This is a genomic window from Streptomyces sp. NPDC006283 (assembly GCF_040613325.1).
Taxonomy (GTDB): Bacteria; Actinomycetota; Actinomycetes; order Streptomycetales; family Streptomycetaceae; genus Streptomyces.
Window position 1 is genome coordinate 15,073 of sequence record NZ_JBEXRZ010000048.1, and the last position, 26,124, is coordinate 41,196.

The window sequence follows — 26,124 nt, forward strand, 5'->3', positions numbered from 1 at the left end:
CACCCGCCCCGGTGATGTCCGGGGCGGACAGGCAACCGTCAGCGACGGCGGCGGGCCCTGCTGATGTTCTTCGCCGCGTTCTTGCCGTCCTGGCCGCCGACCGACTTGACGACGGTGACGACGCCCCAGGCGCAGACGGCGGCGATCAAGGCGAGCAGCGCCAGGTTCGCGGCCATTGCGGTCAGGACACCGACCAGGAGGGGGCCGAAGTAGACGCCAGCCGCGACGGCACCGGCGCCGACACCGGAGCCGAGCGCGATGCGCTGCACCGTGCGATCGGGCGGCGCATGGTGCACGTGTTGGTGCACGACCTGCGGACCGCTGTACTGCGGCGGCTGTACGGCAGGCAACTGGTCGGGCTGGAGGTAGACGTGGGTGCCGTCCGGGAGCTGCACCACACGGGCGATGTCAGGCAGCGATTCCATCGGTGGTCCCTTCGGGGTAGGCGCAGGGCACGCAGGTGCCGAGCGAAGCGGGGATGACGTATCCGGCATCGCGCCCGCAGCCGGGGCACATGCGGCGAGCGGTGTTCGCCTTGGCGAGCGCCGCCCATCGGGCCGGTGTCATGGGGCGGATGGGCTTGGCGCGGTCGATGCGGTAGAGGTAGGCGACCAGCGGTCCGCGACGGCGGCGCGGTCGTAGGCACTGCGCGGCGACGCCCTGGCCACCCGGCCGGAGCCCGGCGGCCCTGAGTTGGCGGTAGGTGGCGTAGCCGTCCGGAGCCAAGCGCCAGGGAAAGGTGGGGATGCCGTGGCGCTCGCCGGTGGGGTCGTACAGGTCCCGGCGGCGGCCCATCAGGCGGCCCTCGCGCAGTGGTTCGGGTGGGTTGCGGCGCGGGCGAGTTGGCGGAGCCGGACTGCGCCGGAGGGTTCGAAGGCTGCGGCCCAGTCGCCGCTGATGTACTGCTCTGCGATGTAGCGGGTGTAGGCGGGCGGGATCGCTTCGGTGAGTTCGTGATGGTCGACGGTCCATGTGATGTCCATGGCCTGCTGCATCTCCGCGACGTTTCCCTTGCCGCCGCCTTTGCCGTAGGCGGCGATGTACGGGCCGTCCCGCCAGACGCCGTGTCGCCAGCCGCGGACCGGGCCGCGGTGCGGGCGGTGCGGCGGCTGGGAGGCCTCGTCGAGCCAGCCGAGTTCGAAGTGCCGGTGCCGGATCACGCCCAGTCCGAACATCTCGCCGCACAGGGTGAGGTCCTTGCGGATGCCCGCGCCGTTGACGTTCTCGATGACCCACGGCACGCCGAACCACTGGCCCAGCTCCCGCATCTGCGGGATCAGGTCGACGTACTGGCGGCCCTTGTTGGTGCCCTTGGTCAGCGTGCACTGCGACTGGCACGGCGGTGAGGAGTGCACCAGGTGGAAGTCCTGGCACATCTCCCGCATGGCATCGAGCGCGTCGCCCTCGAGGAACGTGAACGGGTACGAGGGCCGGGGCACGATGTCCACCCCGACGACCTCGAACCCCGCCCGCCAGTACCCCATCCCCGCACCACCGGCACCGCAGAACAAGTCCAGCACCCGCGGCCGGCGCCTCATCACGCGGCCACGCGCTTCCACGCGGCCCACAGGCGGACCTCGGAGGCGGAGTGACCGGCCGCCCGGAACCGGGTGGCCATATCCCGATACGACAGGGCGGGGGATTCGCTGTGACGGATCTCGTCGACCAGACGGTCAAGCTCCGCGTCCGCGAGCGCCGGGGCCGCGTTCAGAGCGAGTACCGGAACGGGCTCGCTGGGGCCCCAGACCGGCAGCTCCCACGCGGGTGTGACGCCGGGCGGGACGCGCGTCGTCACGCTGGTCAGCGCCCTACTCGTGTCCTCACCGTCCCGCGCGGATTCGAGCGTCGACCACGCCCGGGACAGCGTCTGTGCCGTCCTTGCTTGGACGCGTGCGACGCGGGCCCCGGCCTGCGTCACGGCCGTCAACCGCGTCTCCTCGGTCGCGGCATCGGCCCGCAGCCTGGCCCGGGACACGGCCGCTTCATCGCGGGCCTCCTGCTGGATACCCCGGATCGCTCCGAGCGCGCCCGGAGTGAGCGCGGTGCGCTCCCACAGGCTGTGGACCAGCCACAGGGCCTTTGCCGCGAGCGGCAGCCAGGCCACGGCGAGCCAGGCGCCGGCGGACTCCTCGGTGAGGGCGTGAGCTACCAGGACCCCGGTCGCGACCAGACCGAAGAACCAGCCGACGGCCGTGACCGGGGTGGAGTGATCGCCCTGCGCGGCCAGGCGGCGTTCGTAGGCAAGGGTGGCGAGCCATCCGCCGTCGATCCCGAGACCGACGACCAGGGCGACCGGCCACGGCATCGCCTCGCCCAGCCACATCACCACCACGGCGAGGGTGAGCACCATGGACACGGCCGTCATCGCGACGGCGGGCAGTACGGTCTTGGCCTTCATGCCGCACCCCCCACCACGTCGGTGGCGCGGTTGGCCAGGTCCCTGCGAGCGGCCATCACCCGGTTGCGGGCCCGGCGCACACGGCGGGTGTCCAGCTCGCTGGCCGGACGGTCAATCGTCATGATCTGCGCGTCCAGCAGGTCGACCTCCGCCAGGATCAGCGGCATCTCCCGCTCGATCGCGTCCAGCTCCGCGGCCGTGGGCCCGCGGTCGAAGTAGGTGGCGGTAACAAGCGCCTGAACAGCACCGATGTGCTTCATGAGTCGTGTTCCTCTCGCGTAGGAACGGCTCGAACAGCGGCCCCGGTGGTAGGACACCGGGGCCGCACGCCGTTGAAGTCGGTGAATCCGGCTCCCCTCAGCGCTGCTCGTACGAGACGAGCAGCGGAGGCAACCGGCCGCAGCGAGTGCTTGCGCGGTTGTTCAGATCTCCGATTCGCGTGGTGCCGCTGACCCCGGGGAGGTCTGGTTCCCGGGGCGCATCGCGGCGTCAATGTCGGCCACGCGGTTCTTTAGAGCCAATGGCGTGTCCCCCTGCGCGGGGTGTGGGGCCCGGTTGTGACGCGGGCCCGTTCTCGGTCGGCTGGTCTCCACTCGCCTCGGCCGGCGTCCTCACGGCCGTGGTGCTGCGGTGGATCACGCTGTCCAGTTGTTGAGCACCGCTTCCGAGCAGCCCCAAAAGGGCCCCCCTGATACGGCAGAGAACCGCAATCGCCCGACTGAGCTGATGCAGTACCTCCATTACAGGTACTGCATCGGGCTCCGTCAAGCCTGACGCCGAACTCTCCCGTTCTCGCGCTGGAACTTCTTGGCGCACCATCAGAATCTCTGCAGGCAAGGGGCGTTGTTCACCCCGCGCGTAGACACCTAAAGGTCATCTCGCTACGGTCAGGAAGTCCCTAGACGTCCCACCGGGGGTTGAGATGTCCAACGAGCGCTTACGGTCTGCTCTCTTGACGCAAGGCATGACCGTGCAGGACCTGGCTGAAGCGATCGAGGTCAACCCGAAGACGGTTGAGCGCTGGATCACGCAGGGGAAAGTCCCTTATCGGCGGCATCAGTACGCGACGGCGTCCGTGCTCAAAGTCGAGGTGACGACCCTATGGGAAGACTCCCGCACGGTGGACAGCGCGACCGACCTGAGCAGAGCGGAGATCGTGACGGTCTACCCGCATCGGCACATGGTGCCCGCCGGCCTGTGGCGGGAGATCTATGGGCGGGCCCAATCACACATTGACGTGCTGGTCTACTCCGGCCTGTGGCTCTCGGAGGATCCGCAGTTCATCGACTTGCTGAAGGCCAAGGTGCAGGGGAACGCTCAAGTACGCGTCTTGCTTGGCGACCCCGGTTGTGCGGCGGTGAAGCAGCGTGGCATAGACGAGGGCCACGAGATCATGGACGGCAAGATTCGCAACGCACTGATGAACTACCGCCCGCTGTTCAAGAGCCACCCGGACATCGGCTTCCGGCTCCACGACGCGACGCTCTACAACTCACTGTTCCGGGCCGACGACGAGATGCTCGTGAACACCCACGTCTACGGCATCGGCGCATACATGGCGCCCGTCCTGCACCTGCGACGCCTGCCGGGCGGCGGTCTCTTCGACACGTACGCGAATAGCATCGAGCAGACCTGGGGAGGCGCGCGCCAGGTGACGGATCACGACCTCACGGGAGCTTGACCATGGGACGAATTGACTACCTTCACGACCCCGATGCCCCGCCGGCCAACTCGGTGGTGCCGTCCGTCGTGGCGTTCGTGCAGAACGACGCAGGGGAGGTGCTGGTCATTCAGCGGTCCGACAACGGACGTTGGGCACTCCCTGGCGGCGGCCACGACGTGGGAGAGACGATCAGCGACACGGTCGTGCGTGAGGTGTGGGAAGAGACCGGCATCAAGGCCGAAGTCGTCGACATGTCCGGGATCTACACCGACCCGGGGCACGTAATGCTCTATGACGACGGCGAGGCGCGCCAGCAGTTCAGCATCTGTTTCCGCGCCCGGCCCGTCGGCGGGGATGTGCGTACGAGTAGCGAGACGACGCAGGTCCGCTGGGTCGCACCAGCGGACCTGGCAGGACTCGACATCCACCCAACGATGCGGCTCCGTATCGAGCACGCCATGGACCGGACACGGACGGCTCCCTACGTCGGCTGACGCTTCACCACGGCGACCCGTTCGAGTACGCGGGCGGTGCAGGAGAGGATCTCCGGTTCAGCGCGCCGGATGAACGTGCCGATAAGGCTGTCGGGCCCGTACCGCCCCGCGATCTCGGTCACGCGGTCAACGGGATTCGTCGGGGCCCCGTCCGGCGTCGTATTCATGTCGCAGAAGCAGAGCGCGTCGGAGAGCTCCGCGCGCTCGCGGGGGAACTCGGATTCCAGTTCCTCGCGCAGTCCGCGGGCCTCCGCCTCCATCCAGGCGCAGGAGTGGTGGGCCACGAGACGGATCACGCGAACGTCGGCATTGGCGACGTCCCTCAGGTACCGGGCGCCGTCGAGTGGGTGGAATCCGGTCTTGGCGAGGTCGGGTGAGTAGCCGATGTCGTGAAGTACCGCCGCGGCCTCCAGCAGCTCGGCATCTTCGCCCAGGATCGGGGCGATGATTCGAGCGCGCTCGGCGACCCCGAGCGAGTGCGCCCACCGCCGCGGTAGCGGCTCGGCGAGCAATGACTCCGCGAACGGGTAGGCCCAGTCGGTCAGTCCCGTGCTGCTCACGCTACGAACGCTCCTCTCGGCCCGGCAGGGCCAGTACGGTTCGCTGCTTTCCTTGTTGGCTCGTTGACAGCAGGCCGGCTGCCTCCAGCTTGTCGAGCGCTTTGGCCACCGTGGGCCGTGAGACACCGAAGCGCTCGGCCAGCACACTCGTGCTGGGGAAATGTGCCCCCACTTTGAGATCGTCGGTGCGGATCACCTCTGCGATCTGCTCGGTCAGCGGCCGCCGGTCACGCTCCTGCCCCGGCCGGACGACGCGCCACCGTCCCCCGGGCACCCGCTCGGCTCGCCCCTCCTTCTCCAGGACACCGAAGACGCGCAGCGCGACCCCGCGTGAGACCCCGTGGTTCCGCATGAGCTCCGCCGCCGACGGCAGCTCGGCCATTTCCGGCTTGGCATCAATCTCTGCCTTCACCACATCGGCAATCCTCAGGAAGGTTCCCCGAGGGCTAGCCTCCTGCGACACCTGGTCTCCCTTCTCGTGCTCGTGTTCGTGGACAAGCGTCCCACGGCATCGTTTCGGCTCCGGAGTCGAGCGGGTCGGGTTTCATGAGCTCGTACTTTCCCTACGTGGTTTAAGGCGGCTCGCTCCGCTCGCCGCGCGCGCTCCCCGGCGTCACCGCCGGGGACGACGCTCCTGTCTCTGCCCCGCTCCGTCCCCGGCTACGTCGGTCGCGCGGCTAGAGCGAAGCGTCTTGCCCGAGTTGAGGGCGGCCGGCACGAGGTTTGGGCGGTCGGCTCCGCGGCTTTAGGTAGCCACCATGGGGCGAGCCTCGAAGATCATGGCCCCAACGTCGTGCTTTAGCGGGCAGGTCCACAGACTGCCCGACTCGCCGGAAGCTTGCGGGGCCATGATCTCTCGCCCCATGGCAGCTCCCGACCAAAGCCGCTCCGCCGCCCGTTCGGGCAGCCTGACGCTCGACAGGCTACCGGCTAGTACAGATCACTCTCGTTCCTTAGCCGTCGAACTATTTGCCCAGGAAGTGACTCCCATGCCTCGACCGGCTTTTCGCTTTCTCCTACGATGTGATCGATTCTGTCGAAGTTGATGCCCCATCGTTCTGAGGCTGCCTCGATTGTGGCGAGCAGGCGGCCCGTAGCCATTTCGGGAACCTCGGTCAGAAGAGGGCCGGCCAAGTGCAATGATGCGCGGGAACGTTCGATTGCGCTCGGTGCATAGCGCATATCCAGCAGACGTAGAATCTGTAGTGTTTCATCGCCCACCCGGTTGCCGGAGGAGTGCTGCTTCCAGAGCTCGCTGCAGAGGTCTAGGAAGACGCGACCTTTCGGCGTTGCCCGTGTAAGCGTCGTACCACCCCCAAACTGTGCCAGAAAGCCGCAGCCAAGAAGACGTACAAGACGGTCGCGGATTGCTCCCTGAGACACGTTCAGTGCTTCGGCCAGCTCCCTTGGCCTGGAGTACTGCTTCTGCTGGGTGGAAATGGCGTGAAGAACAGTCAAATGCAATCCCGGGAGTCCACCTGTTCGTATGAAGAAGCGCGCATCCTCTCGAGTTAGGTTACCGAATACCACGTTCATGAGGATGTCGCGGCTGATGCTTTCGTGCAGCATCTCTTGCACGACCATGCGCTGGTCCTCAATATCTGCATCGAAGTCCTGGGGCACCCAAAAGACTCGAAGGCGGTGTGGCGCGACAGGGGAAGCGCCGGATCGGAAATCTTTTATGGCTTCGGAGAGTAGTCTGCGAGCCTTTACCGTGTCTCTGGCGACGTAGGCACAGACCTCGGCGTCGGGATCGAGCAACATGGTGCGAAGGTCTTTATCGACGCCAGCGGTGTGATTCCACAGGGTTTGTCCGACCAGGGGGCGTGACCAGTCGCGCAGGAGCTCGCATGCGAAGTCGAACTTACGTCGCTCTGCCTCCACGTAGGCGTAGAGGTTAGTGGCCGAAAGGCGACTCAGGGTTGTCGTAACACACTGAGATAAGAACTGATGCTCGGCGGATTCAGTCATGGTTACTGTGTTGTGCCTTTCCATCTCGGAAGGTAGCGTGCTTAACCTTAAGCCCTGAGCGTACCTTTGCCTGGAACTCCGCTTTCGAGAATCTCTGTGATCACCGAAGCTTTCCAGACCACGCCGAGATCTGAATTCTCGTTAATGCGTCCTGAGTAAACCCCTAGAAGATTCACCAGAGGTCCGGACATCATCGCGAGGGATCCATCATGCATAGCGGTCGGGCCGCCGGGAGAATAGGCGATTACCGGGGACCCTGACTGCCCCTCACGAGTCCTTGCGTCGATCAGGAAGCAAGGAACATCGTCAAAATCAACTTCCGGTTCAGAAGCGATGGCGCCCTTGGTCCAGATTGCGAATACACCCCCTGCGGTTCGCCCGAAGGGAAATCCGATGATGTTGACGAAGTCTGACACTTGTGCCCGTAGTTGGAATTTGCTCGCCGCAACTTGATAGGGGTGTAGATCTATGGCATCCAGGTTGGACATCGGAAGCGCTACTACGTCGACACGACGCCCGAAGCGTGGATGCTCCAGCCAAGCCGCATCTCCGTCCTCGGTCAACAAGGGTTGGGGGATGGGTTGCCACTCGATCCGGTCATTCTTCTGAGGCAAAAGCATGGGAATGTGTAGCGTATCTGGAGTCGCTCCGGTTCTGCTGCGGGGTTGGCCGGTGCCGGGGTGGCGGCCGCTTGCGACGTGCCAATTGGTTATCAAATACGGAGCACCGTCTTTTAGGACTACGAAGCCAGTGGCGCTACCGATTTGTTGACCGTTGGTCGTGGCCACCAAGAATAGCGACTGGACAGACGGCTCGGAAATGAGCATGTATTAATCCCTCCGTCAGCAGGAAAGCCGGTGATCCGTAATGGCTTCCTGGGCGCCTGTTGAGGGGCAAAGATATACGTACTGGTGCCTAACCGGCAGGGCTTTGCTGGCACTCGTCGTGCGTTGTCGGTCCTCAGCCGTAGCCTTCAGCCATGCGCAAGGAGCGATCGCACGGGGTCCGTGCTCCAGGCAATGGCTGAGCACGACGAGGCAGGACGCGAGGCGTTCCTAGCGAGCTACGGCTTCGGCGAGGCTCGTTCATACGTTCTCGTACATGACGGGCAGGCTTACGACTCGAAGGCGATCGCCGGAGTGGCCCACAAGTGGGACCAGGGGCGCGCTGCGCGAACTGTCACCGCATGATCCACCGGCGCGCACCGTGACCGACTCCCGCGGACCTGCGAGCGACCATCGAACGTTGACGATCATCGCGAAGCCGCCCGAACGTCATTCAGCAGCGCACGGCGACGGTAGCTGAGAAGCTCTGACATGGACGTCATCGCACCAGGGAGGGGCAATGTTCGAGATGGCAGGGCACAGACTGCAGCAAGGTTTCGGCGAGTTGGGCGATCTGACGGGTCGCACGCTGGACGAGATCGTCACTGCTGTGGGCGGGCCAATCAGTCGGAGCATGGTGGGGCCGGGCCAAACTCTGGTCCAGTGGCAAGACGGTAGCTACCACATCGGAATCCTCTTTGAGGCAAACGAGTTCGCGGGCATCATGAGCGAAGACTCGGGATTGTTGCCCGGCGGGCGGAGGCTGGCACAGGGCTTTGCAAGCCTCGGTGACTTGGCGGGCCGCAGCAAGGACGACATCAGTGCCGTGGTTGGGCCTCACTCCAGCTTCAGCGTGGCGGGGCCCGGGCAGGTACTCCTGCAATGGCAGAGCGACGTGTACCACATAGCGCTGCTCTTCGAGGGGGACGTCTGCGTCGGGATCACTCACGAGTTCGCGATCTGACTTCGTTCCTCCGAGACCGTGCGTGCCAGATCTGTGCCAGAAGTTGCGGTCGACCACGGTCGGTCAAGGGGGGCGAGGGGGCAAGCGCCGGGCAGTAGGTGCAGCACCGCCATAGGCAGGTGACCCGGAAGAACCGGTTAGAGTCTGCGCCAGGCTTACAAAGCAGATGTCGGGGACAGTGCGCGCCCAAAGAGACCAGTCAGCCGCGGTTATGCGGGGCGCGCAGCGTGGGTCTCTCTGCGGTCGGCGCGAGACGAACAGCTCGCTACGACCGTCCAGATGTGGATAAATCGTCATGCAGGTTGAAGGAGGGCCGCATATCAGATCATCCTTGCCACCATGAGCCTTGTCTCCACCTCCTTGGACGTGCCCTTCATGGGCGACTACGCCTACGACTGGGCCCTGGTCGATGTGGAGACCTCGGGGCTCATAGCTCGGCGAGACCGCGTCCTGTCCGTAGCAGTGATCACGATCGGTCCGGACGGCGAGCAGACCGGGGAGTTCTCGACGCTGCTCAATCCGGGGTGCGATCCGGGGCCGGTGAACGTGCACGGGCTGACCGTCGAGCGACTGCATGGGGCGCCGACCTTCGACCAGGTCGCCGGGCGGATCGGAGCGATGCTCCAGGACCGGGTTCTGGTCGCCCACAACGCCCAGTTCGATTACGACTTCCTGGCCTACGAGTTCGCCCGTGCGCGGATGTGGCTGCCGGTGTCGCAGCGGCTGTGCACCCTGGCTCTGAATCGCCAGGTGGATCCTCCGACGGACGACATGAAGCTCGGCACCCTCGCCGCCCATTACGGCGTCCCCCAGCAGCGTGCTCACGATGCGCTGGACGACACCCGTGTGCTGGCCGGGATCCTGTGGGCATCACTGCGCGAGGCAGCGCGGCTCGATCTGCCCCTACCGCTGGTGACCTGCCCGCCCCGGGCAGAGTCCCAGTTCACGCCGAAGCCGCCGAAGTCTCCCTGCGCGTACCGCAATCCGGGACGGCTGGCTCCCGGCGGGCCTCTCCAGCAGGGGATGAAGGTCGCGATCACCGGTGAGACCGCCCATGCCCGAGCGGAGCTGGTCGGGCGGGCGGTTGCCACGGGGCTGAACATGATGACCTCCGTAAGCCGGCACACCAGCGTGCTGGTCACCAATGAACCGGCGTCCGATTCAGCGAAGGCCCGACGCGCGCTCGCCGAAGGCGTTCCGGTCATCGATGAGCACACCTTCCTACGGCTGTTGGCCGACGTACGGCCGGGGGCAGCGCATCAGGCGGCTGTCGCTGTCGTCCCAGTGGCTGAGCCGGAAGCAGAACCAGTCGTCGGACCCGTGGAGCCGGTGCCGACCACAACAACTGCCGCACCCGTTCCGGAAGCAGCAGCCCTCCCCACGACCGCCCCCGATGTCTCAGTACCGGCTCCGCGCCAACCGGAGCCCGCCGTCGGCACCTTGGACAGGCCTCTGGCGGGGCGCCGCGTGCTGGTGCTCGGTGGTGCCCATGCCGATGCCGCGGCGACTCGCACCCGCATCGTCGGGCTGGGCGGGTCCGCCGCGGTCAACCTGTCCGCCAGCGTCACCGACGTCGTGCTCCTGCCGGGAGGGGAAGGCGACCGGCGCATGAGCCGCATCACCGCCCTCGGGCTCCCCGTGCACGACCTGCACTGGCTCACCGCTCCAACCGCCGCTTCCCCGGCCGAGGCGGCTCTCCGGCTTCAGCAGCCGCACGTGATGCCGAGAGGCGGGGTCATCGACCTGCCCATGCCGCACGGCAGACCCGCGCCAGAGTGGTACGTCACCGCCAGCTGGGCCCCGCAGTCCGGCTACGAAGTCGACGTCGTCGCCTTCCTCCTCGACGAGGACGAACAGGTCACCTGCGACGGAGACTTCATCTTCTACGGAGCTCCGGAGAGTCCGGCCGGGACTGTGCGGCTGCTGACCGGCGGCCCGGCCGAACAGACCATCGCCCTCGACCTGGCTTCCCTGCCGCCCGCGACGCACAAGGTCGTCGTCGCTGCGGCCATCGACGGCGCCGCCACCTTCGGGACGGTCGGTGCGATCCAGATCGGCGCGGCTCCCGGCAGCAGCGGGGCCCCGCTTGCCCGGGCCACCCTGGATGCCGCCACCACCGAGCGCACCATGCTGCTCGCGGAGATCTACCGCAGGGGTCCGGTCTGGCGCCTACGCGCCGTCGGCCAGGGCTACGACCACGGCCTCGAAGTGCTGGTACGCGGATACGGGGTCGACATCGCCGACTGAACGATGGTGCCGGAGGCGGAGGTCTGCGCGTCAGCTGAGTCTGGATCAAGCCCAGGCGACGTGGTGCTGCCCCGACCTATGTGCTGTACGAGGCAGGGAGCCGCCGACCCTTAGCTGCCAGCTGCTGCACGAAGGGCCAGCGGCGGTCGGTGGACCCGCGGACAGGGTGGAGCAGGTCGCCGCTTTAGGATTCTTTGACCAGCGCGAACGCCACAAAGTGGAGCCGTCCTCCGAAGACGTGTGCACGTGACCATTGACCTCTACGCGAGAGATGCCCGGGCCGTCTCCGGGCCGTCGGAGGGCGGCCGCAGGCCACCACTGCCCACCAGCGCTCACCATTCAACGGGCTTCCTTACCTGCGGCGTTATGGATCCCGGCAGCGCGGTTCAGCCAAGCGTCACTTCCTGCGCAACAAGAAGCAGGAGTGGGAGGAGTACCGCAGCGAGGTCACCGCCTTCGAGCTGCGCAAGTCCCTGCCGGTGCTGTAGGCGCGGATCAGGCGTCGAGGGGCCCGCACGACCCCTCGGCGGGTCCTGAAGGGCCCACTGATGTCGGATCACCTCGCCGTGCGAGCCCCGCCGCCTCCTTACTCGGGCGGCCGGGCTCGCGGTGGGCGTGCGTCGTCAGTCGTCGAGCACCGCGAGATCGAGGTCGCGCAGGCGGTCCGCGTCCGCGATCACGTCGATCTCGGTGATCCTGCCGTTGGCGAAGCCGAAAGCCAGTGCCAGGAACAGCCGGCCGCGCGGCGCCATCACCAGCCCGACCGCTCCGTTCACCAGCGCCGGCTGGGAGAACCTGGCCCGCTGCGCGGCGGCGCCCGCGCCCTTGGCCACCTTCTCGGCGCCCCGGACGACAAGAGGTTCGGGAGTGGGGCCCGCCGCCCGGTCGGCCCGGAGCACCACGTCCGGGTGGAGCAGGGAGACCAGCGCCTCGAAGTCCCCGCCTCGCGAGGCGGCGAGGAACGCGTCGACGACTCGGCGCTGACGGCTCAGATCGGACTCCGGAACCGCCGCGCCTCCCTTCACCCGTCGGCGGGCGCGGCTCGCGAGCTGCCTGGCCGCGGTCGGCGAGCGCTCGATCATCGGCCCGATCTCGTCGAACGGCACGGCGAACATGTCGTGCAGCACGAAGGCGAGACGCTCCGCCGGAGTGAGGGTGTCCAGCACCACCAGCAGGGCCAGCCCCACCGAGTCGGCCAGCACGGCCTCCTGCTCGGGGTCGGGCGCGTCCTCGAGGCCGGCCACAGGGTCGGCGGGCCGTACGTCGAGGGGCTCCTCGCGTCGGGAGCGGCGTGCGCGCAGCATGTTCAGACACACGCGGGCCACCACCGTCGTCAACCACCCGCCAGGGTTCTCGACGCTGCGGGCGTCGGCCCGGTCGATGCGCAGCCAGGCTTCCTGGAGCGCGTCCTCGGCCTCGGTCGCCGAGCCCAGCATCCGGTACGCCACCGCGCGCAGCCGCAGCCGGTCCTCCTCGAAACGCCGGGTCAGCCATGCCTGCTCGTCGCTCACGTCGCATCCCTCACGTCATCACGTCATCTGCCCCGTTGCGGAGTCTCGTAGAAGTAGACCCCCCGTGCCCTCCTGATGTGACAGGAACGGCGGGGACGACGGTGTGGCCGGTGACGGGGCCGCGACCGGGCATCGAGGACAGGAACCGTCCTAGATATCCGCCGCTGGGATGCGAACCCCACCGCGTACGCCGACCCTGGAGTCGGGGGAACCCTGCGTCGAGGAGGAAAACCCCATGTCCATGATGGACAAGCTCAAGAACATGCTCAAAGGCCACCCCGAGCAGACGGACCAGGGCATCGAGAAGGCCGGCGACTACGTGGACGGCAGGACCCAGGGCAAGTACAGCCGCCACGTGGACACGGGCCAGGAAAAGATGCGGGAGCAGTTCGGTGGCGGCGGTACCGGTGCTGCGGGCGGTACTCCTGGACAGGAGCGTCGCGACGAGCCGCCGGCCCCGTAACAGCACTCGAACCGCACGCGTGTGAAACGGCCCGGTCCGGGTCGGCGAGCGTGGCCGCCGACCCGGACCGACGTGCGTCTACACCCGGCCCCGCTTGCGGGCCAGCAGGTATGCCTGCGGCGTCTTCTCGTCCGGCTCCGCCTCGCGCACCAGACGGGCCCGTACCTCGAACCCGGCCTCGCCGAGCAGGGCTTCCACCGTGTCCGGCTGCATCCGCTGGAAGTCGAGCGCGATGGAACGGCCGAATGCCTCGGTGTGCCGTGAGATGTCCGACCCGACCTGAAAGGCGAGCGCCAGGTGCCCGCCCGGCCCGAGCAACCGGTGGAAATCAGCCAGCACGGCCGGGACCCGAGCCGGTGGCAGGTGGATCAGCGAATACCAGCCGACGATCCCGCTCAACGAGCCGTCCGCGAAGCCGCCGAGCTCCGTCATCGAGCCCTCGTCGAACCGCAGTTGCGGGTACGTCTGCCGGGCCAGCGCGACCATGACGGGGGACAGGTCGACGCCTCTGACGTCCACCCCGAGACTGTGGAGATACGCCGTCACCCGCCCCGGCCCGGACCCGAACTCCACCACGGGGCCGCCCCCGTCGGCCGCGACGGTTTCCGCGAAGGCCGAGAGCATGGCACGGGCAAGGGGTTTCGCCTCCGGCTCGGCCTTGAAGAGCTCCGCGTACCCCTCGGCGATGGCGTCGTACGACGCACGGATGTCGGTGAGGAAGGCGTCTTGCGGCGAGCGTGCCCTCATGGCGGGCGAGTGATGGGATTCCATGCGGCAGGGATACCAGCCGCCTCTGACAGTGCGCCCTCCGGCAGTGAAAGCCGGCTCGGCGAAGGACGGACGCCTCGGTCCCTGCGCGCCGGGCGGCGATGCAGCGGCTGCAGCCGCTTCCCATGACTCCGGTTCCGCCGCCGACTCCGGTTCCGTCGCGCACGGTTCGTGGGGTGCCGTGCAGCCTCCCGCGCAGGCGAGCGGTTCGGGGCCGGGGCTGTGCTGCCGGGCTCCTGGGACGCGCGTCTTCCCGGCGCAGACCGCACCGCCGGGGCCGGCCGCTGCACCGGCCGGCGGGCCGGGCGCCCCCAGTGCCCGGCTCCCGCGCGGCGCGGGCCCTCAGCGCTCCGAGAGCGGTGACGGCGCCTCCTGGACGCACCAGCTGTTGCCGTCGGGGTCCTTGAAGAACATGAACGAGTTCCACTCCTCGCCCGGCCCGTCCTCCCAGCCGGTCGCGCCCACGTGCTGGATCGGTGTCACCGGGACACCGCGCGACATGAACTCGGAGTGAGCCGTCGCGAGGTCCGTGACGCACAGCTGGAGGCCGTGGAGGGTGCCGGGGGACATCACGGGCTGCTCCGGGTGCGCCGGCATGCCGCTCAACAGCGCGATCGAGCAGCGTGAACCGGGCGGGGTCAGCTGGATGATCCGCATGCCGGGGACGACCTCCGAATCGAGATCGACCTTGAAACCGCACGCTTCCGCGTAGAAGGTCTTCGAGCGGTCCAGGTCCGCGACCGGGACGGGGACGACCTCGAGGGTCATTTCCACGGTGGTTCCTTTCGTCGGGTTCGACGCGCGTACCGGGCCGCGTCAGTGGTCGAAACGCCAGCGGGTCTGGCCGTACGGGTCGCCCTTCGCGAAGCCGAAGGCCGTTCGCGGCGCCACCCGGAACACCACGGCCTCGACGCCGTCGCCGACGAACACCCCGTCACCGACCTCGAACGTCCAGTCGGGACCGTACTTCTCCACGTAACGCCCCGCCAGGGCGCGCAGGCTCGGCTCGTCGGTCACCCGGACCGCCTCGCCCTCGACGACCACGTCCACGCCCTCGCTCAGGGAGGGGCGCCCGGTCGTGAGGACGACCTCCCGGTTGTGCCGGAGGTTCTTCGCCTTGCGCTCCTCGGCGCCCGTGCAGAAGTGCAGGGCGCCGTCGTGCCAGACGGCGATCAGCGGTGTGACGTGCGGTCGGCCCTCGGGCCGTACGGTCGTCAGCCAGAAGACCTCGGCGCCGCGCAGCTGGGCGAGCGCCTCGGACCAGTCGGCCGGCGACGCCTTCGGATCGCTGTAGCGGGCGTCCAGTTCCGGCTGGGGCGCCGGCAGGGGCTCGGTCGCGGGCATGGCGCGTCCTCTCACGACGGGTGACGGTTCAGCGCATGTGTAGACCGCCGCGGCGCCCCGTACTCATCTCTCAGCCGACCGGCCCCCACCGGCCGCCCGCCGAGGACCAGTACAGCCGGCCGTCCTGGCCGACGGCACCGACCCCCGCGCCGGCGCCCGCCGGCGCGCCGACGAACAGCGGCCCGGAAGACTGCCAGGGCGCGCGGTCGGCCGGCTGCCACGGCGCCCCGGCCGAACCGGATCGTCCCGCTGCGCCGGTGCCGGTGCCGGTGCCGGTGCCGGGCTTCGGCAGCGAGGTGCCCGGCACACCGGTGCCCGAGCGGACGGCGAGCACCGCGCTGTCCGGGCCCGAGGCGCTCACCGGGCCGAAGCCCGTGGGTCCACCGAGATCGACGACAGGGGAGGCCAGGGGGCCGGAGAAGCGGGCCGTGCGGACGTCGCCGGAGACGGGCTTGCGGAACCAGAGCCGTACGCCGTCGCCGTCCGGCGTCGCGCTCAGCGCCAGGGTCGTCGGCGGCAGCCGGGTCGCCGACGGGCCGCTCAGCGGGGCGCCCGGGGTGGCCTGCGTCCAGGACAGGACCGTCTGCGGCGTGGCGACGAACACATGCTGACGGCCGCTCGCGTCCGAGGCCACCGCCGGGTCGCCGTGCAGGTCGCGGCCGCCGCGTTCCTGCCACGCCGGAGCCCAGGAGCCGTCCGTCCGCTGGGCGCGGGAGCTGAGTGAGTGGTGGCCGTTGCGGAGGTAGACCGTGATCCGGCCGGCCTTGTCGACGGTGGCCGCCGGAGCGCTGATGTCGGACCTGCCGGAGGCGTCGTCGCGTCCCGGGGTGCCCAGCGACTGCCACGGCCCGAACTCGCCGTCGGGCGTGCGCTGGACGGCGGTGACGACGTCCCTGCGGTAGTCGGCCGGAGCCGCCCCCAGGGACGTACGGGTGGCGAAGACCGCGATCCGGCCGTCGGCACGACGAACGGACGTGACGCCACTGTCGATCCCTGTGCCGCCCAGCAGCCGGGGCCCCTCCCACACGCCGTGCGCCGACCGGTGCCACACCGCGAGGCGGGTGTCGAGCACCGAGAACGCCCATGCCCCGCCGTCCGCGCCCGGCTGCACCCATGACGTGGACTCGCCGCGGGTGTAGCGGACGGAGTCGGTCCACCCGTGGCCGCCGGGGCGGGCGGCCACCTTGCGGTCGCCGCACCCGGCCTGCTCGTCGCCGCAGTAGTTCTTGTCGTCCATCCACGCGTACGTCCGCATGGTGCGCAGCTTCGCAGCGGCCGTCTCGGGGTCGAGGGTGCGCGGCAGGCCGCTGGTGAGGTAGCCCAGATAGTTCTGCACGGAGAAGGCGGGGTGGCCGGGCGCCGCCGCGTACTGCGCGAGCGCCGCCTGGGCGAACCGCGCGCCGAACATGTGGTCCTGGTGGTCGGAGTGGTTGCCCGTCGCCGCGATCACGCCGGGCGTCGGGTCCTGCATCCGCACATGCGTCGGCTCGAACCGCTCCAGCAGCCCCGCCACCGTGTCGACGACCTGCCGCTTGCTGTACGCGAAGTCCCGCACGACCGGGCTGCCGGAGGCGAGCTGCGACCGCAGCCGGTCCACCCGGCCGTCCCACAGGCCGTGCAGGCTGCTGGGACGGTCCCCGTGTATCGACCCCGCCTCGCGCAGCTGCACCCACACCAGGCTGATCCGGGGACGGGCCACCAGAACGTCGAGCTCGGCCGAGCCGCCGCCGGCGGTGCGTATCGCGGTGCGTCGCCAGGGGCTGGTGCGGTCACCGGTGGCCATCTCCGCGTACGCCGCACGGATGCCGTTCTGCCGGGCCTCCGCGTAGCGCTCCTTGTCGGCGGCGGGCGGGGCGACGGGAGCCATCGGGCCGGTGCGGGCGGCGTTGACACCGTCGGACTCGCCGGCCGTCAGATAGACGGAGGTGAGGGGGTGGCCGGACACGACGGCCTGGCGGGTGTCCGGGTTCATGAAGAACAGGTCGTCGTCCGGGTGCGCCACGATCTGCATCACCGACGCGGTCCCCGGGCGGGCCGCCGCGGCCGGCTGCTTCCCGTGCCCGCCCGGCTCCGCCGAGGGGCGGGTCCCGGGGGCCGTCCGGGACACGTCGGAGGTGGCGATGTCGGCGCCGACGAAGGCGCCCATGCCGAGGAGCGGGGCGATGACGAGGGCCGCCGCCGGGGCACGGCGGGACAGCAGGGCGAAGCGGCGGCGAAGCCCGGACGAGCGCATTCGGTGGTGCTTTCGGTGTTCAGGTCGGTCAAGGTTCTGACCGGCGAGAACATGGATCACCGCTGGTCGGCCGTGAAGACGGAGATACCGAGGATGCGGTTCACCGGGGCCGATGAGGGCGGAACATGGTGTATCTCACGTGCCGCGTACGTCACTTGTGGAGTGCGTCACCGGCCACCGGCCCGAGCGGCCGGCGCACCGGGACACGACTGCGCGTGGTCCGCCGGGGCCGGTCCGCGGCCCTGCGGCTACGCTCGGGCGCACAGGGCGGCATGGGCGAGACGGCAGGACGGGAGACCGGGATGACGGTTCCGGGGCGCAGGAGCAGCACCTTCACCCGGCTGCTGAGGCATGGTTTCACCGACGCCTCCGCCGCCGGACGGCTCCTCGACCTCCCCGACATGTCGTCGGTGCGCAGCGATCCGGTCCTCCTCGACGCCCTCGGCGCCACGGCCGACCCGGACCTTGCCCTGCGCGCGCTCGTACGCCTCGTCGAGGCGCATGAACCGGGCGAAAGGCGTCGGTTCCTGGACAATCTCGTCACGGCGAAGCCGCTGCGCGACCGGCTGCTCGGCGTCCTCGGCGCGTCCGAGGCACTCGGCGACCACCTGGCCCGCCATCCTCGTGACTGGCACGCCCTCGCCACCTACGAGTCCGCCGATCTGCACCCGGGCGTCGCGGAGTTCGAAAGCTGCCTCGCCGACGCCACCGACCCCGACTCCCTGCGCGTCTCCTACCGCCGCTGCCTGCTGTCCATCGCGGCCCGCGACGTGTGCGGCACCACCGACGTCGCCGAGGCCGCCGCCGAACTCGCCGACCTGGCCACCGCCACCCTGCGCGCGGCCCTCGGCATGGCCTGCGCCGCCGCGCCCGACGACGCCGCAGCATGCCGGCTCTCCGTCATCGCCATGGGCAAGTGCGGCGGCCACGAGCTCAACTACGTCTCCGACGTCGACGTCATCTTCGTCGCCGAACCCACGAACGGCACGGAGGAGGCCAAGGCCCTCCAGGCCGCGACCCGGCTCGCGTCCCACCTGATGCGCGTCTGCTCGGAGACGACCATTGAGGGCACCATCTGGCCCGTCGACGCCAACCTGCGGCCCGAGGGACGCAACGGGCCGCTGGTGCGCACGCTCTCCAGCCACCTCGCCTACTACCAGCGCTGGGCCAAGACCTGGGAGTTCCAGGCCCTTCTCAAGGCCCGGCCCGTCGCAGGCGACCCCGCCCTCGGCGAGGCGTACATCGAAGCCGTCGCCCCGCTCGTCTGGCAGGCCGCCGAGCGCGAGAACTTCGTCGCCGACGTCCAGAAGATGCGCCGCCGCGTCGTCGACAACATCCCCGTCGCCGAGATCGAACGCGAACTGAAACTCGGCCCCGGCGGTCTGCGCGACGTCGAGTTCGCCGTCCAGCTGCTCCAACTCGTCCACGGCCGCAGCGACGCCACCCTGCACAGCGGCACCACCCTCGAAGCCCTTCAGGCCCTCGCCGCCGGCGGATACGTCGGACGTGCCGACGCGGCCCAGCTCGACGAGGCGTACCGCTTCCTGCGCGCCATGGAACACCGCATCCAGCTCCACAAGCTGCGGCGCACCCACCTGGTGCCCGAACAGGAGGCCGACCTGCGCCGCCTCGGGCGCTCCCTCGGCCTGCGCACCGATCCCGTCGCCACACTCAACCGGGAGTGGAAGCGGCATGCCTCCGTGGTACGCCGGCTGCACGAGAAGATCTTCTACCGGCCGCTGCTCGACGCCGTCGCCCAGCTCACCCCCGGCGAGACCCGGCTCAGCCCCAAGGCGGCCGGCCAGCGCCTGGAGGCCCTCGGATACGCCGACCCGACCGCCGCCCTGCGCCATCTCGAGGCCCTCGCCTCAGGGGTGAGCCGCAAGGCAGCCATCCAGCGCACCCTGCTGCCCGTCCTGCTCGGCTGGTTCGCCGACTCCGCAGACCCCGACGCCGGCCTCCTCGGCTTCCGCAAGGTGTCCGACGCGCTCGGCAAAACGCCCTGGTACCTGCGGCTCCTGCGCGACGAGGGCGCGGCCGCGGAGAACCTGGCGCGCGTGCTGTCCGCCGGGCGGCTCGCGCCCGACCTGCTGCTGCGCGCCCCCGAGGCCGTCGCCATCCTCGGAGACCCAGGCGGACTGCGTCCCCGCGGCCGTGACCACCTCGAGCAGGAGATCCTCGCCGCCGTCGGCCGGGCCGACACCGCGGAGGCGGCGGTCGCCGCGGCCCGAGGAGTACGCCGCCGGGAGCTGTTCCGTACCGCCGCGGCCGACCTCATCGGCTCCTACGGCACCGAGGACAACCCCGCGGAGGGCGACCCCGGCACGTTGGTCGACCGCGTCGGCGACGCCGTCACCGAACTCACCGCCGCCACCATCGCCGGGGCGCTGCGCGCCGCCGTACGCGACAAGTGGGGCGACACCCTGCCCACCCGCTTCGCCGTGATCGGCATGGGCCGCTTCGGCGGCCACGAACTGGGCTACGGCTCCGACGCGGACGTCCTCTTCGTGCACGAACCGCGCGACGGCGTCGACGAGCAGGAAGCGGCACAGGCGGCCGCCGCGGTCGTCGCCGAGATGCGCAGGCTGCTGCAGCTGCCCACCGCGGACCCGCCGCTGCTCATCGACGCCGACCTGCGGCCCGAGGGGCGCAACGGGCCGCTCGTGCGCACGCTCGCCTCCTACCGGGCGTACTACCACCGCTGGTCGCTGGTCTGGGAGAGCCAGGCGCTGCTGCGCGCCCTGCCCATGGCGGGCGACATGCCCCTCGCCGAGGCGTTCATCGACCTGATCGACCCGCTCCGCCACCCGCGCGAAGGGCTCGGCGACGAGGCTGTGCGGGAGATCCGTCGGCTCAAGGCGCGCATGGAGTCCGAACGCCTGCCGCGCGGCGCCGATCCGACCCTGCACACCAAACTCGGCAGGGGCGGCCTCAGCGACGTCGAATGGACGGTCCAACTGCTCCAGATGCGCCACGGCGCCACGGAGCCGGGACTGCGCACGACCCGCACCCGCGAGGCCCTCGCGGCGGCCCGCACCGCGGGCCTCATCTCTGCGGACGACGCCCAGACCCTCGACGAGGCCTGGGTCCTGGCGACCCGCGTTCGCAACGGCGTGATGCTGGTCCGCGGCCGCGCCGGCGACACGTTCCCCTCCGAGGCGAGGGAACTCGCGGCGGTGGGGCGGTATCTGGGCTACGGCCCGGGACACGTGGGAGACATGCTGGACGACTACCGCCGGGTGACGCGACGGGCGCGGGCCGTGATGGAGTCGATCTTCTACGACGCGTAGGCGAGCTCCGGCCTCGCCGGGTATCTCTCCCCGGGCCGGGGCAATTCAGGCCCCACTGAGGGCCCCCACGGCCGCCGGGCCGTGGCGGAGTGTGAGGCGCGGGGTTCGGGCGGAGCCCCGACAGGACGGCCCGCCGGGGGCGTCAGGCGCGGGCTGCAGGCAGGAAGCGACGAGGCTCCGCCGACGGGTCGCGCGGCGCCTCGTCCACCCGCCGCGGCAGCCGATGCGGCCACGCCCGGTACCACACGTACGAGACCCCGAAGCCGAACGCGAGGCAGACCATGCCGCCCACCGCGTCCAGCCAGAAGTGGTTCGCCGTGGCCACGATGACGACCAGCGTCAGCGTCGGGTAGAGCAGGCCCAGGATCTTCGCCCACGGCGCCGTCGCCACCGCGAAGACGATGAGGCCGCACCACAGCGACCAGCCGATGTGCATGGACGGCATCGCGGCGTACTGGTTCGACATGTTCTTGAAGTTGCCGGAGGCCATCGAGCCCCAGGTGTCGTGGACCAGAACGGTGTCGATGAAGCTCTGTCCGGTCATCAACCGGGGCGGTGCGAGCGGGTACAGGTAGTAACCGACCAAAGCCACACCAGTGGTGGCGAAAAGGATGAGTCGGGCGGCCGCGTAGCGCCCGGGATGCGCACGGTAGAGCCACACCAGCACGCTGATCGTCACGATGAAGTGCAGAGTCGCGTAGTAGTAATTCATCGACACGATGAGCCATGTCACCGAGTTGATGGCGTGGTTGACGGAGTCCTCCACCGCTATGCCGAGCGTCTTCTCCGCCTGCCAGATCCAGTCCGCGTTGCGCAGGGCCTGGTACTTCTGCTCGGGCACGGCGTTGCGGATCAGCGAGTACGTCCAGTAACTCACCGCGATGAGCAGGATTTCGAACCAGATGCGAGGGCGGCCGGGAGTCCGCGGGACGCGCCAACCGCGCGGCGTCCGGTCGGGGGCATGTGGAGGAGCGGCAGCGGCCTCGTCCTCCACCATGGGTGACGGGGTCGCCGTCCGGCCTTCCACGGTCTTCACGGTCGCTTCACCCATGGGAGAGGAGTCTGCCAGATAAGTGGCACTCTCCGATCATCCCCCCGTCGGGTTCGTACGGCATGATCTCCCCCTTGCGGAGGAGGGGTTTCCCCGGGGGCGGCGAACGGGCCGCGGAAGTCGCTAACGGGCCGCGGAGGCCGTTGAACCCCGAACCACCAGCTCCGGCAGGAAGACGAACTCGCCGTGCACGGGAGCCCTCGGACGGTCCGGCGCGGACGCCGAGTGGCTGTCGCCTATCTCCTCCAGCAGCGCGCGTACGGTCGCCTGCCCCATTGCTGTCACCGGCTTGCGCACGGTGGTCAGCGGCGGGTCCGTGAACGCGATCAGCGGTGAGTCGTCGAAGCCCACGACGGAGATGTCGTCCGGCACTTCGAGGCCCCGGTGCCTGGCCGCCCGTATCGCGCCCAACGCCATCATGTCGCTCGCGCACACAACGGCCGTGCAGCCGCGGTCCATCAGGGTGGAGGCCGCGGCCTGGCCGCCCTCCAGGGTGTAGAGCGAGTGCTGGATCAGCTCCTGCGCGGCCTGCGGTCCGATGCCGAGCTGTTCCCGCAGGGCGAGGTGGAAGCCCTCGATCTTGCGCAGCACGGGGACGAACCGCCTGGGGCCGACGGCGAGGCCGATGCGGGTGTGCCCGAGCGAGACGAGGTGGGTCACGGCGAGCCGCACCGCGCTGCGGTCGTCCGCGGAGATGAACGGCGCGTGCACGCCGGGCGCGAAGCCGTCGACGAGGACGAACGGGACGCCCTTGGCGCGAAGCCGGTCGTAGCGCTGCATGTCGGCCGTGGTGTCGGCGTGCAGCCCGGAGACGAAGATGATGCCCGAGACGCCCCGGTCCACCAGCATTTCGGTGAGTTCGTCCTCGGTGGACCCGCCGGGGGTCTGGGTGGCGAGCACAGGGGTGTAGCCCTGCCGGGTCAGCGCCTGGCCGATGACCTGGGCGAGGGCGGGGAAGATCGGGTTGTCCAGCTCGGGTGTGATCAGCCCGACCAGCCCGGCGCTGCGCAACCGCAGCCGTACGGGCCGTTCGTAGCCGAGTACGTCGAGAGCGGCGAGCACCGTCTGGCGGGTGGTCGCGGCGACTCCGGGCTTCCCGTTGAGGACGCGGCTCACCGTCGCTTCGCTGACCCCCGCCTGGGTCGCGATGTCGGCCAGGCGTGCGGGTGCGGTCACGGATTGGACTGTACCGGTCACAAAGGCGGCTGCCCACCAGGCCGCGCTGCGGCGGCGGTTGCCTCGAGGACCTGACGGCCAAGAGGCTTCTCCAGGAGCAGCACGCCGTAACGGCTGCCGTCGGTCGCCTCCTTGGCGGGCTCTTCGCCGACCACCCGGTAGCCGGCCGCCTCGTAGTAGGCACGCAGCCGCGGATTGCTGCTCAGGCAGTCCAGCCGCGCCAACTGCCGCCCGCCGGCCGCGATCCGCCGCTCGCCGTGGGCGAGCAACGCCCGCCCCGCACCGGTCGGGGCGTGCTCGCGAGCGGTCATGAGGCGGTGCACATAGCCGGCGACAGGAGGCTGAACTCCCCACGCGGGTATGTCCTCCCACCACACCTCGTACGCCCCGACGGCCCGCCCGCCGGACTCCAGCAGCCACACCTCGCCCTCGGCGATCCGGCGTTCGAAGTGGCCGGCGTCCTTGTCACCGGGCTTCCACTGGTCGATGCCGTTGCGCAGCATCCAGTGGGAGGCGCTGTCGTAGAGGGCGACCAGGGTGTTCACGTCGGCGCCGGTCGCGGGACGGAAGTCGGAGTCGGAGTCGGAGTCGGTGATCATAGGGACCATGATGGCGATGGAGCGCCTGCCGCCGCACCGCCGGCCCGCTCGAAAGGGGCACGGCCCCGGGCGTCCTACCGCAAGCGCTGCGCGGGCACCTTCGCCACCGCGGGCGCCAGCGCCATGAGCCGGCCCACGAGATCACCGAACGGGCCCTCCACCGGCTCGTCGGCGAGGATGCGCACCAGAAGCGCGGCCATCTCCTCGTCGTAGGCGGCGCTCACCGCCGCGAGGGCCGCGAAGTCGTGCACCAGCTGCAACTCCAGCTCGGCACGCGGAATCCGCCGTCCGTCGAGCCAGAGCAGCGCCGTCGACTCGGCGAGCGACACCCAGGAACGGACGACCAGCTCCAGGCGCGCGGACGGGCGGTCGATCTCCAGGTGCTTGATGATCTGCTCGTAGGCCGCCTGCCGCACCTCGTCGATCATCGCGTTGGTCGTGGACGAGCCGACGGCGGGCCCGCCCCGCATCAACGCAAAGAAGCCGGGGCCGTGTTCCTCGACGAAGTCGAAGAACCGGCCCATCACCCGCAGCAGCCGGGCCCCCAGCGGTCCCTCCGGCGGCTCCAGGAAGCGCCCCGCGAGCTCGTCGGCCGCCCGCCGCAACGCCGCTTCGTACAGACTCTGCTTGCCGGGGAAGTAGTGGTACACGAGCGGGCGGGAGATCCCCGCGGCCGCCGCGATCTCGTCGATCGAGACGTCGTCGGGGGAGCGGTGGCTGAACAGTTCCAGCGCCACACCGATCAGCTGCTGCCTGCGCTCCTCGACGCCCATTCTGCGCCGCACCCCGGTCGTCATGAGTCCACCCTACCGACCGACCGGAACGTCGAGGCCCTGGACCGAGCGGGTGCCGCCGGCTCAGCGCAAGGAGCTCACCCGACTGCCGTCGTCCAGACGGCCGTTCAGTTCGGGACGGGAGCCCGCACGAGCTCGGACCGCCACCACATGGCCCGCCGCCTCGCCCTCGACCCCGCCGCCGGAGACGGTGACGGAGGTGAGCTGCCGGCTGCCCGCCGCCAGTACGTACCACTGCCCCGCCTGCGACTTCCACAGCACACCCGCGAGCACCCGCGGCTCGCGCACCCCGCACGACGGCGAGTCCTGCGCCCTCGCCGCGACCGCGCCGGGCTCGCCCGGCCTTACGGCGGGTGCGTGGAACTGGGCCATCACCCTGCTCCCCGTACCCCGCCAGGTCTCGGCACGCGTACACACCCAGGCGGCCGTGCCGTTCGCCTCCGGCAGCCGCTGCCGCGCGAACTGCCAGGAGTTGACGCTGCGAACCCCGTGGGCCCGTACGCCCGGCAGCAGGCACGCCGTACGTGCCCAGGACTCGCGCGCGGCGGCGCCCGTGACGTCCTTCGGGGCGTCGGGCGGCCCGTGGGTGAGGTGCGCGGGGATCAGTTCGCCGAGATCCGTCACCAGCCGGGCCGCGCTCCCGTCGTCCAGCTCCAGCGCCTGCCATGTCCGGCACCCCTGTTCGTTCGCGGAGGTCGCCGGCAGGTCGGTGAGGCCGTTCGCGTCACGACGCAGCGGTCGCGGCCGCCCCGCCGGGTCGAGCAGGTCCGACGCCGCGACCCCGCGCACCCAAGGGGCGGTCAGATAACGGACGTTGCCCGGCCCACGCCCCGCCACGAGCGCGCCGGAGACGGCGGCGTCCGCCCCGTCCGCACGCGCGAAGTCGAGCGCCGCACCGCCCGTCGCGCCCCGCCCCCCGGTCGCCTCGGCGTAACGGACCACGCGCAGCCCGTCGTACAGCACGACCACGCGCGCCCGGTCCACCTCGCCGGCGAACAGCAGGTGCGGCGGCCCCATGGGCGGCCCGGACGGCGTGCCGGGCGTCGAGGAGACCCGCACCGCCCCACCGGGCGCGGCCCAGGCGGCGAGCGCCCGCCCCAGCAGAGCGCGGTCCCGGGCGAGCGGTCCGCGAGCCGGCCACACCGAGAAGTCCCTGCGGGTGGACTGCTTCCAGGCGGTGGGGGAGACGCGCACCAGCCTGCCCGGGTCCAGCGCCGCCTCGACGGCCGCATGACCGGCGTACGGCCTGCTTCCGGCGTTCGCGCCACCGTCGCCCGGCAGCAGGAGCAGCGTCCCGCACACCGCGAGGGCCGCGGCCGCCACCACGGCCGCCCTGACGTGCCGGCGGCGGCGCAGCAGATCGGGGGGCCGCACCTGGAGCGAGCACGCGTCGAACTCGGGCGAGCCCAGCAGTTCCGCGCCGCGCCCCCCGTCCTCGCCCCTGGCCTCGCCGGCTTCCGCCACCGCCGCCTCCGGGTCCGCGACCCCGGCCCTGGCCAGTGCTTCGTGCACCTGTCGGTCGGCCGTGTGCTCGAGGCCGCTCAGCACATAGGCGGCTCTGCCGGGACCGGAGAGCGCGGCCAGCCGCTGATCCAGGGCGAGTGCGTCGGCGCCGCCGGACCGGGGGAAGACCCGCAGGCCCCACACATGCGGCAGCAGCGGCGGCAACTGGGCGCGCCGGGGCCACGCACGGCGCCGCAGCGGCAGGGCGGCCTCCAGGGCCTGGCGCAGCACCCGGTCGCGGACGTAGGCGTAGCCGGGGTCGCAGGCGCCC

At 70.1% G+C, this 26,124-nt stretch carries 25 protein-coding genes; 6 read left to right on the forward strand and 19 right to left on the reverse strand.

Going from position 1 to position 26,124, the window contains the following annotated elements; genetic code table 11:
• Positions 1-38 precede the first annotated feature (38 nt).
• From ABZ070_RS13165 to ABZ070_RS13185, 5 genes are read right to left on the reverse strand one after another with little or no spacing between them, the layout of a single operon-like run.
• On the reverse strand, positions 39-425 hold the full coding sequence (locus ABZ070_RS13165; protein ID WP_356633057.1) for a DUF6251 family protein: 387 nt from the start codon (positions 423-425) through the stop codon (positions 39-41).
• Positions 409-795 (reverse strand): RRQRL motif-containing zinc-binding protein, encoded by a 387-nt coding sequence (locus ABZ070_RS13170; RefSeq protein ID WP_356633059.1) that lies wholly within the window; start codon positions 793-795, stop codon positions 409-411. The genes ABZ070_RS13165 and ABZ070_RS13170 overlap by 17 nt, the downstream gene beginning before the upstream one ends.
• Positions 795-1,484, reverse strand: a complete 690-nt coding sequence (locus ABZ070_RS13175; RefSeq protein WP_356633061.1) for a DNA methylase — start codon at positions 1,482-1,484, stop codon at positions 795-797. Before ABZ070_RS13175 ends, ABZ070_RS13170 begins: the two co-directional genes overlap by 1 nt.
• Positions 1,485-1,537: 53 nt before the next feature.
• The gene (locus tag ABZ070_RS13180) at positions 1,538-2,398 is read right to left on the reverse strand and encodes a protein spdB (protein ID WP_356633063.1); all 861 of its coding nucleotides are present in this window, start codon (positions 2,396-2,398) and stop codon (positions 1,538-1,540) included.
• Positions 2,395-2,658 carry a DUF6284 family protein gene (locus ABZ070_RS13185; protein ID WP_356633065.1) on the reverse strand — a complete coding sequence of 88 codons (264 nt, stop codon included), beginning with the start codon at positions 2,656-2,658 and terminating at the stop codon, positions 2,395-2,397. Before ABZ070_RS13185 ends, ABZ070_RS13180 begins: the two co-directional genes overlap by 4 nt.
• Before the next feature lie 704 nt (positions 2,659-3,362).
• Here ABZ070_RS13185 and ABZ070_RS13190 point away from each other — a divergent pair.
• Both ABZ070_RS13190 and ABZ070_RS13195 read left to right on the forward strand, forming a co-directional pair.
• Positions 3,363-4,079 carry an XRE family transcriptional regulator gene (locus ABZ070_RS13190; protein ID WP_356633067.1) on the forward strand — a complete coding sequence of 239 codons (717 nt, stop codon included), beginning with the start codon at positions 3,363-3,365 and terminating at the stop codon, positions 4,077-4,079.
• Between the two features lie 2 nt (positions 4,080-4,081).
• Positions 4,082-4,555, forward strand: coding sequence for an NUDIX domain-containing protein (locus ABZ070_RS13195; RefSeq protein WP_356633069.1), 474 nt, complete (start codon positions 4,082-4,084; stop codon positions 4,553-4,555).
• On the opposite strand, the gene ABZ070_RS13200 is transcribed toward ABZ070_RS13195, so the two are convergent.
• The 4 genes from ABZ070_RS13200 to ABZ070_RS13215 form a co-directional block, all read right to left on the reverse strand.
• Positions 4,543-5,115, reverse strand: a complete 573-nt coding sequence (locus ABZ070_RS13200) for an HD domain-containing protein (RefSeq protein ID WP_356633071.1) — start codon at positions 5,113-5,115, stop codon at positions 4,543-4,545. The two genes, ABZ070_RS13195 and ABZ070_RS13200, sit on opposite strands and share 13 nt — an antisense overlap.
• Position 5,116: 1 nt before the next feature.
• On the reverse strand, positions 5,117-5,578 hold the full coding sequence (locus ABZ070_RS13205; RefSeq protein ID WP_356633073.1) for a GntR family transcriptional regulator: 462 nt from the start codon (positions 5,576-5,578) through the stop codon (positions 5,117-5,119).
• Between the two features lie 467 nt (positions 5,579-6,045).
• Positions 6,046-7,086, reverse strand: a complete 1,041-nt coding sequence (locus ABZ070_RS13210) for a hypothetical protein (protein ID WP_356633075.1) — start codon at positions 7,084-7,086, stop codon at positions 6,046-6,048.
• A gap of 47 nt (positions 7,087-7,133) precedes the next feature.
• Positions 7,134-7,913: a trypsin-like peptidase domain-containing protein gene (locus ABZ070_RS13215; protein ID WP_356633077.1), complete on the reverse strand. Its 780-nt coding sequence runs from the start codon at positions 7,911-7,913 to the stop codon at positions 7,134-7,136.
• A 517-nt stretch (positions 7,914-8,430) separates the two neighbouring features.
• Here ABZ070_RS13215 and ABZ070_RS13220 point away from each other — a divergent pair.
• Both ABZ070_RS13220 and ABZ070_RS13225 read left to right on the forward strand, forming a co-directional pair.
• Positions 8,431-8,874: a hypothetical protein gene (locus ABZ070_RS13220; RefSeq protein ID WP_356633079.1), complete on the forward strand. Its 444-nt coding sequence runs from the start codon at positions 8,431-8,433 to the stop codon at positions 8,872-8,874.
• A 339-nt stretch (positions 8,875-9,213) separates the two neighbouring features.
• On the forward strand, positions 9,214-11,121 hold the full coding sequence (locus tag ABZ070_RS13225) for a TerD family protein (RefSeq protein WP_356633081.1): 1,908 nt from the start codon (positions 9,214-9,216) through the stop codon (positions 11,119-11,121).
• A 623-nt stretch (positions 11,122-11,744) separates the two neighbouring features.
• On the opposite strand, the gene ABZ070_RS13230 is transcribed toward ABZ070_RS13225, so the two are convergent.
• The gene (locus ABZ070_RS13230) at positions 11,745-12,632 is read right to left on the reverse strand and encodes a sigma-70 family RNA polymerase sigma factor (protein WP_356633083.1); all 888 of its coding nucleotides are present in this window, start codon (positions 12,630-12,632) and stop codon (positions 11,745-11,747) included.
• A gap of 235 nt (positions 12,633-12,867) precedes the next feature.
• Here ABZ070_RS13230 and ABZ070_RS13235 point away from each other — a divergent pair, with 235 nt between their 5' ends.
• Positions 12,868-13,095, forward strand: coding sequence for an antitoxin (locus ABZ070_RS13235; RefSeq protein ID WP_356633085.1), 228 nt, complete (start codon positions 12,868-12,870; stop codon positions 13,093-13,095).
• Positions 13,096-13,173: 78 nt separating this feature from the next.
• Here the strand turns inward: ABZ070_RS13235 and ABZ070_RS13240 are convergent, their stop codons facing one another.
• The 4 genes from ABZ070_RS13240 to ABZ070_RS13255 form a co-directional block, all read right to left on the reverse strand.
• Complete coding sequence (locus tag ABZ070_RS13240) at positions 13,174-13,866, reverse strand: class I SAM-dependent methyltransferase (RefSeq protein WP_356633087.1); 693 nt, start codon at positions 13,864-13,866, stop codon at positions 13,174-13,176.
• Between the two features lie 339 nt (positions 13,867-14,205).
• The gene (locus ABZ070_RS13245) at positions 14,206-14,637 is read right to left on the reverse strand and encodes a VOC family protein (RefSeq protein WP_356633089.1); all 432 of its coding nucleotides are present in this window, start codon (positions 14,635-14,637) and stop codon (positions 14,206-14,208) included.
• Between the two features lie 42 nt (positions 14,638-14,679).
• Entirely contained in the window at positions 14,680-15,207 is a 528-nt protein-coding gene (locus ABZ070_RS13250) for a pyridoxamine 5'-phosphate oxidase family protein (RefSeq protein ID WP_356633091.1), read from the reverse strand.
• Between the two features lie 70 nt (positions 15,208-15,277).
• Positions 15,278-17,440: a PIG-L family deacetylase gene (locus ABZ070_RS13255; RefSeq protein WP_356633093.1), complete on the reverse strand. Its 2,163-nt coding sequence runs from the start codon at positions 17,438-17,440 to the stop codon at positions 15,278-15,280.
• A 302-nt stretch (positions 17,441-17,742) separates the two neighbouring features.
• Here ABZ070_RS13255 and ABZ070_RS13260 point away from each other — a divergent pair, with 302 nt between their 5' ends.
• Positions 17,743-20,730 (forward strand): bifunctional [glutamine synthetase] adenylyltransferase/[glutamine synthetase]-adenylyl-L-tyrosine phosphorylase, encoded by a 2,988-nt coding sequence (locus ABZ070_RS13260; RefSeq protein WP_356633095.1) that lies wholly within the window; start codon positions 17,743-17,745, stop codon positions 20,728-20,730.
• A gap of 142 nt (positions 20,731-20,872) precedes the next feature.
• Here ABZ070_RS13260 and ABZ070_RS13265 read toward each other — a convergent pair whose 3' ends face one another.
• The 5 genes from ABZ070_RS13265 to ABZ070_RS13285 form a co-directional block, all read right to left on the reverse strand.
• A complete protein-coding gene (locus ABZ070_RS13265) occupies positions 20,873-21,781 on the reverse strand; it encodes a phosphatase PAP2 family protein (protein WP_356633097.1) in 909 nt (302 codons plus the stop codon).
• Between the two features lie 123 nt (positions 21,782-21,904).
• Complete coding sequence (locus ABZ070_RS13270; protein WP_356633099.1) at positions 21,905-22,957, reverse strand: LacI family DNA-binding transcriptional regulator; 1,053 nt, start codon at positions 22,955-22,957, stop codon at positions 21,905-21,907.
• A gap of 17 nt (positions 22,958-22,974) precedes the next feature.
• Positions 22,975-23,556 carry a GNAT family N-acetyltransferase gene (locus ABZ070_RS13275; protein ID WP_356633101.1) on the reverse strand — a complete coding sequence of 194 codons (582 nt, stop codon included), beginning with the start codon at positions 23,554-23,556 and terminating at the stop codon, positions 22,975-22,977.
• A 74-nt stretch (positions 23,557-23,630) separates the two neighbouring features.
• The gene (locus tag ABZ070_RS13280; RefSeq protein WP_356633103.1) at positions 23,631-24,353 is read right to left on the reverse strand and encodes a TetR/AcrR family transcriptional regulator; all 723 of its coding nucleotides are present in this window, start codon (positions 24,351-24,353) and stop codon (positions 23,631-23,633) included.
• Positions 24,354-24,413: 60 nt separating this feature from the next.
• On the reverse strand, positions 24,414-26,124 hold a 1,711-nt coding region (locus tag ABZ070_RS13285), incomplete at its 5' end, for a hypothetical protein (protein ID WP_356633105.1).

Excerpts from the sequence above, each read along its gene's own strand:
- ABZ070_RS13195 (WP_356633069.1), top strand. The coding sequence starts at position 4,082 with ATGGGACGAATTGACTACCTTCACGACCCCGATGCCCCGCCGGCCAAC.
- ABZ070_RS13250 (WP_356633091.1), bottom strand. The coding sequence starts at position 15,207 with ATGCCCGCGACCGAGCCCCTGCCGGCGCCCCAGCCGGAACTGGACGCC.
- ABZ070_RS13175 (WP_356633061.1), bottom strand. The coding sequence starts at position 1,484 with ATGGGGTACTGGCGGGCGGGGTTCGAGGTCGTCGGGGTGGACATCGTG.
- ABZ070_RS13265 (WP_356633097.1), bottom strand. The coding sequence starts at position 21,781 with ATGGGTGAAGCGACCGTGAAGACCGTGGAAGGCCGGACGGCGACCCCG.
- ABZ070_RS13185 (WP_356633065.1), bottom strand. The coding sequence starts at position 2,658 with ATGAAGCACATCGGTGCTGTTCAGGCGCTTGTTACCGCCACCTACTTC.
- ABZ070_RS13255 (WP_356633093.1), bottom strand. The coding sequence starts at position 17,440 with ATGCGCTCGTCCGGGCTTCGCCGCCGCTTCGCCCTGCTGTCCCGCCGT.
- ABZ070_RS13210 (WP_356633075.1), bottom strand. The coding sequence starts at position 7,086 with ATGACTGAATCCGCCGAGCATCAGTTCTTATCTCAGTGTGTTACGACA.
- ABZ070_RS13215 (WP_356633077.1), bottom strand. The coding sequence starts at position 7,913 with ATGCTCATTTCCGAGCCGTCTGTCCAGTCGCTATTCTTGGTGGCCACG.
- ABZ070_RS13275 (WP_356633101.1), bottom strand. The coding sequence starts at position 23,556 with ATGATCACCGACTCCGACTCCGACTCCGACTTCCGTCCCGCGACCGGC.
- ABZ070_RS13240 (WP_356633087.1), bottom strand. The coding sequence starts at position 13,866 with ATGGAATCCCATCACTCGCCCGCCATGAGGGCACGCTCGCCGCAAGAC.
- ABZ070_RS13170 (WP_356633059.1), bottom strand. The coding sequence starts at position 795 with ATGGGCCGCCGCCGGGACCTGTACGACCCCACCGGCGAGCGCCACGGC.
- ABZ070_RS13260 (WP_356633095.1), top strand. The coding sequence starts at position 17,743 with ATGACGGTTCCGGGGCGCAGGAGCAGCACCTTCACCCGGCTGCTGAGG.
- ABZ070_RS13235 (WP_356633085.1), top strand. The coding sequence starts at position 12,868 with ATGTCCATGATGGACAAGCTCAAGAACATGCTCAAAGGCCACCCCGAG.
- ABZ070_RS13220 (WP_356633079.1), top strand. The coding sequence starts at position 8,431 with ATGTTCGAGATGGCAGGGCACAGACTGCAGCAAGGTTTCGGCGAGTTG.
- ABZ070_RS13190 (WP_356633067.1), top strand. The coding sequence starts at position 3,363 with ATGACCGTGCAGGACCTGGCTGAAGCGATCGAGGTCAACCCGAAGACG.
- ABZ070_RS13180 (WP_356633063.1), bottom strand. The coding sequence starts at position 2,398 with ATGAAGGCCAAGACCGTACTGCCCGCCGTCGCGATGACGGCCGTGTCC.
- ABZ070_RS13165 (WP_356633057.1), bottom strand. The coding sequence starts at position 425 with ATGGAATCGCTGCCTGACATCGCCCGTGTGGTGCAGCTCCCGGACGGC.
- ABZ070_RS13225 (WP_356633081.1), top strand. The coding sequence starts at position 9,214 with ATGAGCCTTGTCTCCACCTCCTTGGACGTGCCCTTCATGGGCGACTAC.
- ABZ070_RS13280 (WP_356633103.1), bottom strand. The coding sequence starts at position 24,353 with ATGACGACCGGGGTGCGGCGCAGAATGGGCGTCGAGGAGCGCAGGCAG.